The sequence below is a fragment of the Phytobacter massiliensis JC163 genome, from assembly GCF_000321045.1.
GTDB lineage: Bacteria > Pseudomonadota > Gammaproteobacteria > Enterobacterales > Enterobacteriaceae > Phytobacter_A > Phytobacter_A massiliensis.
In genome coordinates this window covers 2,071,976-2,080,731 of the sequence record NZ_HE578945.1, presented here as the reverse complement: position 1 = coordinate 2,080,731, position 8,756 = coordinate 2,071,976, and the positions used below count along the sequence as shown (strand labels likewise).

Here is an 8,756-nt window from a genome sequence, read left to right as displayed (position 1 = left end):
CCCGGCGTCGGGATTTGCCTGGCAGTTCAGCGTGCTGGCGCGCTATCTGTCGCCGCGCTGGAGCATTACCGGCATCCAGTCGCCGNGCCCGCACGGCCCGATGCAGCAGGCGGCGACGCTGGATGAGGTGTGCGAGCAGCATCTCGCCACCCTGCTGGCGGAGCAGCCGCGCGGGCCGTATCACCTGTTGGGCTATTCCCTGGGCGGTACATTAGCGCAGGGCATCGCCGCCCGGCTGCGTCAGCGCGGCGAAGAGGTGGCTTTCCTGGGGCTGCTGGATACCTGGCCGCCGGAGACGCAAAACTGGGCGGAAAAAGAGGCTCACGGCCTGGACCCGGCGGTGCTGGCGGAAATTGAACGTGAGCGGCAGGCGTTTCTGGCCGCGCAGCAGGGGCAGGGGGCGACGGAACTGTTCAGCGCGATCGAAGGCAATTACGCCGATGCGGTGCGGCTGCTGACCACTGCCCACAGCGTACCCTTTGACGGTAAAGCCACGCTGTTTGTGGCGGAACGTACACTGCCGGAAGGGATGGACCCCCACGCCGCCTGGGCCCCCTGGGTCAGTGAGCTGGCGGTTTATCGCCAGGACTGCGCCCATGTGGATATTATTTCGCCAGCCGCCTTCGCCACCCTCGGCCCGGTGTTACGTGAACTGTTGGAGTAAGGGTACTCCGGTGACATTCCCGGATGCGGCGTAACGCCTTATCCGGGCTACGGTTCAGGTAGCCCGGGAAAGCCTCACCCCGCATATTTGCCCAGCGGCACTACCAGCGGCGTATGCGCCACCGGATCGTCAATGATCGTGCAGCGTAATCCATACACGGCTTCGATAAGCTCCGCCGTCACAATCTCTTTCGGCGCGCCCTGGGCGACAATTTTCCCCTCTTTGAGGGCGATTAAATGGGTGGCGTAGCGGCAGGCCTGATTAAGATCGTGCAGCACTGCCGCCAGGGTATATCCCTGCTCACGGTTCAGCGTGCTGAGCAGCTCCAGCAGATCGATCTGATAGCTGATATCGAGCCAGGTTGTCGGTTCATCAAGTAGCATGATGGCGGTCTCCTGGGCCAGTACCATGGCTATCCACGCGCGCTGGCGCTGTCCGCCGGAGAGGGTGTCCACGCTTTGCGTCGCCAGCTCTTCTACCCCCGTCGCCCGCATGGCGCGCGTTACCGCCTCTTCATCCTCTTTCCGCCAGCGGGTAAACAGCGGCTGGTGAGGGTAGCGCCCGCGCGCGACCAGTTCCTGAACGGTGATATCGCCCGGCGTGGTGGCGTTTTGCGCCAGCAGCCCCACGCGCCTTGCCACCTCTTTACTGGCGAAACGCTGGATCTGCTCGCCGTCCAGATAGACGTGACCCTGCTCTGGCGTCATCAGGCGACTCAGCGTGCGCAGTAGCGTCGACTTGCCGCAGCCATTCGGCCCGATGATAGCCGTGAAGTGACCATCAGGAATGGTCACGCTCAGCTCCCGGGCCACGATCTTTTTACCGTAGCCCAGCGTCAGCCGTTCGCCCCGCAAGCGGTGCTGGATCTCACTCATTTTTTGCGCGACTCCTGAATTAACAAGGCGATAAGGTAGATACCGCCGAGGCTGACGGTGACCACGCCAACCGGTAACTGATAAGGAATAAACAGCCGCTGGGCGCACATATCCGCCGCCAGCAGCAGCAGCGCGCCGCAAAGGGCGGACTGCGTCAGCCCCCAGCGCGCGGTGGCGCTGATACGGCGGGCAATGTGCGGAGCCACCAGCGCGACGAAAGAGATGGGGCCCGCCAGCGCCGTCGCCGAGGCGGTCAGCACCACGGCGACCAGCATCAGCATCAGGCGCGAACGTTCGACGCTGACGCCAAGGGCGCAGGCGCTGTCGTCCCCCATCTCCAGCAGGCGCATACGGCGGCAGAGCAGGGCGGCGGCGATAAACATCAGCACGATAAACGGCGCGGAGGGCACCGTTTTCCCCCAGGTCAGCCCGTTTAACGAACCGGCATTCCACAAACCGGCAGAGAGGGCGGTCTCCAGCGTCGCGTGCATTAAGAGCCAGGTGTTAAAGGCCACCAGCATGGCACGGATGCCGATACCGACAATAATCAGGCGGAAGGTTTCAATGCCGTTGCGCCAGGCGAGCAGCCAGACCAGCAGCGAGGTAAGCACGCCGCCCGCCATTGCCGCCAGGGCTATGGCAGTAAGATCCTGGCCATACAGCACCATCGCCACCAGCACCCCGCTCCAGGCCCCGGTGTTAAACCCCATCACATCCGGGCTGCCCAGCGGGTTACGCATCAGCGACTGAAATATTGCGCCGCTTACTCCGAGCGCCGCGCCTGTCAGCAGCGCCATCGTCACCCGCGGCAAGCGCCACTCCATGACCACCAGTTCCATCGCGCGGGGGGCATTACCGCTAAGGGCATCAAAAACCTGGCCGATATCGAGCGTGACCGCCCCGCTGCACAGGCCCCAGACCGCCAGCGCCAGAGAGGCGGCCAGGAGCATAATGCTGCTGATTATCAGCCGACGGGAGGGCGCTGTCACAGGCTACCTCCCCGCACGCGGCGTACCAGGACAATCAACACCGGCGCGCCGATAAAGGCGCTGACCACCGACACCCGCAGTTCGCCGGGCACCAGAAAGCGGCCAAGAATATCGGCGAACAGCAGCAGGGCAGGGGTGGCGATGAGGGTTACCGGCAGCGCCCAGCGGTGATCCGCCCCTACCAGCCAGCGGGCGAGGTGAGGCATCATCAGGCCGATAAAGGCAATCGGGCCGACCACCGCAGTGGCGCAGCCGCACAGTACGGTAATCGCCAGCAGCCCCAGCAGCTGCGTGCGCGCTACTCTGCTGCCCAGCGCCGTAGCGGTATCGCTGCCGAGGCTCAGGCTGTTGAGCGCCCGGCTGGAGAGCAGCGCGACGCCCGCCGCCAGCAGCACCGGAATGAGGACGATTTTCAGCGTCTGCAGAGTGCGGATATCCAGCGAACCGGCCTGCCAGAACCGGAGCTGGTCATACACATCCGCATTGAGCAGAGAGATACCGCTCGATAACCCCTCCAGTACCGCCGCCAGCGCCACCCCGGCCAGGGTGAGACGCACCGGGCTCAGCTGCCCGCCGCCCTGGCTGCCGGTGAAAGCCACCACCAGCGAGGCCGCCAGCGCGCCGCAGAACGAGAGCGCCATCTGTTCCAGAGGGGTGGTGGCGCCCAGCAGCGCCGCGCCGACCACGATAGCGAAGCTGGCGCCGGCATTCACGCCCAGCAGGCCCGGGTCGGCCAGCGGGTTGCGGGTGAGGGTCTGCATCAGCGCGCCCGCCAGCCCCAGCGCGCCGCCCGCCAGTAGTCCGGCCAGGGTCCGCGGCAGGCGGGCATCGCGGATAATAGTACAGTCGGCGCTCTGGCAGGTGCCGGAGAGCGCGTCGATAACCACGCTGGCAGGCACCGTTTTCGCCCCGAGAAACAGACTCAGCGCCATCGCAATGATAAGTAGTATGAATAACCCGGTAACGGTGAGCACGCGCGCCGGGGAACGGCTAAACGACATAAAACGTCCCTGACTTGATAATGATAGTAATTATCGTTATCGATCTTATTTGGTTATGTTACCATGCACGCCCTCCGAATGAAGCAAAAAAATCGTGTTAAGGCGTTGTAATGAACCGACAATCCTGGCTGCTCAACCTTAGCCTGTTGAAAACCCATCCGGCTTTTCGCGCGGTGTTTCTGGCGCGGTTTATCTCCATTTTATCGCTGGGATTGCTGGGGGTAGCGGTGCCGGTGCAGATCCAGATGATGACCCACTCAAGCTGGCAGGTGGGGCTGGCGGTGACGCTCACCGGCGGGGCGATGTTTGTCGGGCTGATGGCGGGCGGCGTGCTGGCCGATCGCTACGAGCGAAAAAAACTTATTCTACTGGCGCGCGGCACCTGCGGTATTGGCTTTATCGGCCTGTGGCTGAACGCGCTCCTGCCGGAGCCGTCACTGCTGGCAATCTATTTATTTGGGTTATGGGATGGCTTTTTTGCCTCCCTGGGCGTAACGGCGCTGCTGGCCGCTACCCCTGCGCTGGTAGGTCGGGAAAATCTGATGCAGGCGGGGGCGATTACCATGCTGACCGTGCGGCTGGGGTCGGTGATTTCGCCCCTGTGCGGCGGCCTGCTGCTGGCGACCGGCGGCGTGGCGTGGAACTATGCGCTGGCCGCGGCGGGCACCTTTATTACCCTGCTGCCATTGCTGACGCTGCCGCTGTTGCCACCGCCCCCGCAGCAGCGGGAGCATCCGTTGCGTTCGCTCGTCGCCGGGTTACGCTTTTTGTTCAGCAGCCCGCTGATTGGCGGCATTGCGCTGGTGGGCGCGCTGCTGACGATGGCGAGCGCGGTGCGGGTGCTCTACCCGGCCCTGGCGATTAACTGGCGCATGTCCGCCGCGCAGATTGGCCTGCTCTATGCGGCGATACCGCTGGGGGCGGTCGTCGGCGCGTTGACCAGCGGACGGCTGGCGCACGCCGCGCGACCGGGTTGGCTGATGCTGTGGACCTCCGTCGGCGCGTTTGTGGCGATTGGTCTGTTCAGCCTGATGCCTTTCTGGGGGCTGGGGGCGCTGTGCCTCGCGCTATTTGGCTGGCTGAGCGCCATCAGTTCGCTGCTGCAATACACCCTAATTCAGACGCAGACCCCGGAGGGGATGCTTGGGCGCATAAACGGGCTATGGACCGCGCAGAACGTCACCGGCGACGCCATCGGCGCGGCTATCCTGGGCGGGCTGGGCGCCGTTATGACGCCAGCGGCCTCGGCAAGCAGCAGCGGTTTTGCGCTGGCGCTGACAGGGGGGATACTGGTGGTGAGTTTGAAGACGCTGCGCCAGTTCCGCCAGGCGCAGTGAAGCGTCGTACCGGGCGATCCCGGATGCCGACAGGCGTTGCAGTTCCGTAGCCCGGATAAGGCAGCGCCGCATCCGGGAATAGTCGGGCTTTAGCCAAACAGCGCCGACAGGCGTTGCAGTACCTGGGTGGCGCTGTAGTAATCCAGACGAAATGTCTCCGGGCCCAGCGCGTATACCCGCTTATTTTGCACCGCTGGCAGGTGCCCCAGCAGCGGGTTGGCGCGTAACGCGTCGGCATCTTTCTCATCGCCTGCAAACAAAAGCAGCGCCTCGCCGTTCAGCCCCGCCGCTAAATTCTCGCCGCCCAGTTGAATAATATCGTGACGTTTGCCCTGGCTGTGGCTGGTTTGCAGCCCGGCAGGCAGCGCGGCGAGAGTAAAGCCTGACTCCTGTAATAATTGACCCTGCGCCGAGTCGCGGGTCCACATATTGGCGTTACGCGCCGCCGGGTTATAGACCAGCGCGTTGACCGGCTGCGGCGGAAGGGTAATATGCGCTTTGACATCCGCCAGCTGGCGGGCAAACTGCGCGATGCGCGCGGCGGCCTGCTGCTCGTGGCCGGTAATTTCGCCCAACTGGGTTAGCAGCGCCTGCCAGCTTTTGTCGTCGTAGTTAATCACCAGCGTCGGGGCAATGGCGGAGAGCTGATCGTACAGGGCGAGGGCGGAGTCTCCGCCAGTGGCGCTAACCAGAATCAGGTCCGGCATCTGGGCGGCCACCGCTTCAGCATTCGGTTCGCCAATATAAAGCCGGGCGAGCTTGCGCGCTTTCGCTACGTCGCTCCACTGACGTAAAAAGCCGCGATCGTCGGCGAAACGGTTATTCGGCGTGGTGGCGCCGCTGGCGATAACCGGGGCGTCAATCGCCAGCAGCGAGCCCGTTAGCGTCACGCTGGTGGAGACAATGCGTACAGGCTTGCTGTCAAGGGTGTGGCTACCGCGGCTATCCGTTACCTGGCGCGGCCAGTCGGCGGCGAGGGCGGCATTCAGACCTGCTATTAACATCGCCATCACAAAGGCGGCACGGCATATCGGAGGGAATCTCACTGCGTTATCCTGTTTCTTATGAGCTAATGCTTCTCATTTTCATCATTGCGCGCCAGCGATGCAAGCGATACTCGCCGCAGAAAGTTGCGCCGCGGTTGACATGGCGGAACATAAGATTTAGCTTACCGACCCAAAATTAAAATGATAATCATTCGTAATATATTTATCATTTCGGAGGATGATATGGATACGTCACTGGCTGAGGATGTTCAGCAGACGGCGAGCCCGCTCCCGGCAGATCGGTTTTTGTTTATGTCGCCGTATCGCAGTTTCACCGCATCCGGCTGTGTTGCCAGGGTTAACGCGCCAGCCGCTGGCGGCGACGATCCGGCCAGCGGGTTCCAGCGCCAGGTTGCCCGCGCCTTCGCCGACGCGCGCGCCCAGGGCGTTACCCGCCCCATCCTGGCAGGCGCTATTCCCTTTGACACCCGTCAGCCTTCTTCGCTGTTCATTCCGCAGTGTTGGCACGCGTTCTCCCGCCCGGCCAGACAGCAGGCGGCCCGCTACTTTTCCAGCCCGGCGATGCCCGGCGTAACGGCGCGCGCCGCCATCCCGGGGCAGGCGGAGTTTATGGCGATGGTTGCCCGCGCCGCCACGCTCACCGCCACGCCGGAAGTGAACAAAGTTGTGCTGTCGCGGCTGATTGATATTACCACCGACGCTCCCCTCAACAGCGGCCTGCTGCTGGAGCGCCTCATCGCGCAGAACCCGGCCAGCTTCAATTTCCATGTTCCTCTTGAGGATGGCGGCGTGCTGCTGGGCGCAAGCCCGGAACTGCTGCTGCGCAAAGAGGGGGAGGCGTTCAGCTCCCTGCCGCTGGCGGGTTCGGCCCGTCGCCAGCCGGACGATATGCTCGATCGTGAGGCGGGCAACCGGCTGCTGGCGTCAGCCAAAGATCGCCGGGAACATGAACTGGTGACCCAGGCGATGAAAGCGGTGCTGGCCCCACGCAGCCGCGCCCTGACCCTGCCCGATACGCCGCAGCTGGTGACGACGCCCACCTTATGGCACCTGGCCACCCCCATTGAAGGCGTCGCGCTACCCGGCGAAACGGCCCTGACGTTGGCCTGCCTGCTTCATCCCACTCCCGCCCTGAGCGGCTTCCCGCATCAGGCGGCGAAAAAAGTGATAGCCGAACTGGAGCCTTTTAATCGCGAGCTGTTTGGCGGCATTGTCGGCTGGTGCGATGAAGAGGGCAACGGCGAGTGGGTGGTGACGATTCGCTGTGCGCGCCTGCGGGAAAACCGTGTCCGCCTGTTTGCCGGTGCCGGGATTATCCCTGCGTCTTCGCCAGAGGCGGAGTGGCGTGAAACCGGCGTAAAGCTCTCCACGATGTTAAATGTTTTTGGCCTGAATTAAGGAGCGATGATGACCATTCCTTTTACCCGCTGGCCGGATGAATTTGCCAGGCGTTACCGTGAAAAGGGCTACTGGCAGGACTTACCCCTGACCGATATTCTGACCCGCCATGCCGACAGCGACGCCGTTGCGGTAATTGACGGAGAACGTCGGTTCACTTACCGCCAGCTGAATCAGGCTGCCGACAATCTCGCCTGCGCCTTGCAGGCCCGAGGCATTCAGCGTGGTGAAACGGCGCTGGTGCAGTTGGGCAACGTTGCCGAGTTTTACATTACCTTTTTCGCCCTGCTAAAGGCGGGCATCGCGCCGGTGAACGCGCTCTTTAGCCACCAGCGCACGGAGCTTAACGCCTACGCGGCGCAGATTGCGCCTGCCTTGCTGATTGCCGACCGCGACCATGCGCTGTTTGCCGATAGCGCCTTTTTACCGAACTTTTGCCGGACGCATACCAGCGTGCGCGCCGTGCTGCTGCGCCACGGCGAGGGCGACCAGGCGCTGGACGCGGCTATCGACCGCCCGGCGCAGCGCTTTATCGCCACGCCGACGCCTGCCGATGAGGTGGCCTTTTTCCAGCTTTCCGGCGGCAGCACCGGCACGCCGAAGCTGATTCCGCGCACCCACAATGACTACTACTACAGCATTCGCCGCAGTAATGAGATTTGCGCCATCAGCGCCGCGACCCGCTACCTGAACGCGCTGCCCGCGGCGCATAACTACGCCATGAGTTCGCCCGGTTCGCTGGGTGTGTTCCTGGCGGGCGGCTGCGTGGTGCTGGCACACGATCCCAGCGCCACGCTCTGTTTCCCGCTTATTGCGCAACACCAGATCAACGTGACGTCGCTGGTGCCGCCCGCGGTCAGCCTGTGGTTACAGGCGCTGGCCGAAGGCGCAAATAAAGCGCAGCTGGCGTCGCTTGCGCTGCTGCAGGTCGGCGGCGCGCGCCTGTCGGCTTCCCTGGCCGCGCGTATCCCTGATGAAATAGGCTGCCAGCTACAGCAGGTGTTCGGCATGGCGGAAGGGCTGGTGAACTACACCGCGCTTGACGACGCGCCGGAACGTATCTTCAACACTCAGGGGCGGCCAATGTGCCCGGACGATGAGGTCTGGGTAGCGGATGAAAACGGCAACCCGCTGCCGCACGGTGAAGTGGGGCGGCTGATGACGCGGGGGCCGTATACCTTCCGCGGCTACTACAAAAGCCCTGAACACAACGCCAGCGCCTTTGATGAGAACGGCTTTTACTGCTCCGGCGATCTGATTGCCATTGATGAACAGGGCTACATCACCGTTCAGGGGCGTGAAAAAGATCAAATCAACCGTGGCGGAGAGAAGATCGCCGCCGAAGAGATCGAGAATTTACTGCTGCGCCACGAGGCTATTATTCACGCGGCGCTGGTCAGCATGGAAGACAGCCTGCTGGGCGAAAAAAGCTGCGCGTATCTGGTGGTGAAAGCGCCGCTGCGCGCGGTGGCGATTCGCCGCTTT

General features: G+C 63.3%; 8 protein-coding genes. 4 read left to right on the top strand and 4 right to left on the bottom strand.

Features of this window, described 5'->3' with window-relative positions:
- Positions 1-664, top strand: a 664-nt coding sequence (locus ENTHG_RS10190; RefSeq protein ID WP_237567464.1) for a thioesterase domain-containing protein, incomplete at its 5' end; no start/stop codon positions are given.
- 74 nt (positions 665-738) lie between these two features.
- Here the strand turns inward: ENTHG_RS10190 and fepC are convergent.
- Genes fepC through fepD form a run of 3 tightly spaced genes read right to left on the bottom strand, consistent with a single transcriptional unit; the run spans position 739 to position 3,529 of the window.
- Positions 739-1,539 carry an iron-enterobactin ABC transporter ATP-binding protein gene (gene fepC / locus ENTHG_RS10185; protein WP_044178737.1) on the bottom strand — a complete coding sequence of 267 codons (801 nt, stop codon included), beginning with the start codon at positions 1,537-1,539 and terminating at the stop codon, positions 739-741.
- On the bottom strand, positions 1,536-2,489 hold the full coding sequence (fepG, locus tag ENTHG_RS10180; RefSeq protein ID WP_421957790.1) for an iron-enterobactin ABC transporter permease: 954 nt from the start codon (positions 2,487-2,489) through the stop codon (positions 1,536-1,538). The genes fepC and fepG overlap by 4 nt, the downstream gene beginning before the upstream one ends.
- Positions 2,490-2,524: 35 nt before the next feature.
- On the bottom strand, positions 2,525-3,529 hold the full coding sequence (gene fepD / locus ENTHG_RS10175) for a Fe(3+)-siderophore ABC transporter permease (protein ID WP_044178733.1): 1,005 nt from the start codon (positions 3,527-3,529) through the stop codon (positions 2,525-2,527).
- Between the two features lie 110 nt (positions 3,530-3,639).
- On the opposite strand from fepD, the gene entS reads away from it, so the two are divergent.
- Positions 3,640-4,866: an enterobactin transporter EntS gene (gene entS, locus ENTHG_RS10170; protein WP_044178731.1), complete on the top strand. Its 1,227-nt coding sequence runs from the start codon at positions 3,640-3,642 to the stop codon at positions 4,864-4,866.
- 89 nt (positions 4,867-4,955) lie between these two features.
- On the opposite strand, the gene fepB is transcribed toward entS, so the two are convergent.
- Positions 4,956-5,876, bottom strand: a complete 921-nt coding sequence (fepB, locus tag ENTHG_RS10165; protein WP_044178729.1) for a Fe2+-enterobactin ABC transporter substrate-binding protein — start codon at positions 5,874-5,876, stop codon at positions 4,956-4,958.
- Between the two features lie 219 nt (positions 5,877-6,095).
- Here fepB and entC point away from each other — a divergent pair, with 219 nt between their 5' ends.
- Together entC and ENTHG_RS10155 are read left to right on the top strand one after the other, a co-directional pair.
- The gene (gene entC, locus ENTHG_RS10160; protein WP_044179219.1) at positions 6,096-7,271 is read left to right on the top strand and encodes an isochorismate synthase EntC; all 1,176 of its coding nucleotides are present in this window, start codon (positions 6,096-6,098) and stop codon (positions 7,269-7,271) included.
- 9 nt (positions 7,272-7,280) lie between these two features.
- Positions 7,281-8,756: (2,3-dihydroxybenzoyl)adenylate synthase (locus ENTHG_RS10155; RefSeq protein WP_044178726.1), on the top strand; the 1,476-nt coding region annotated here is incomplete at its 3' end.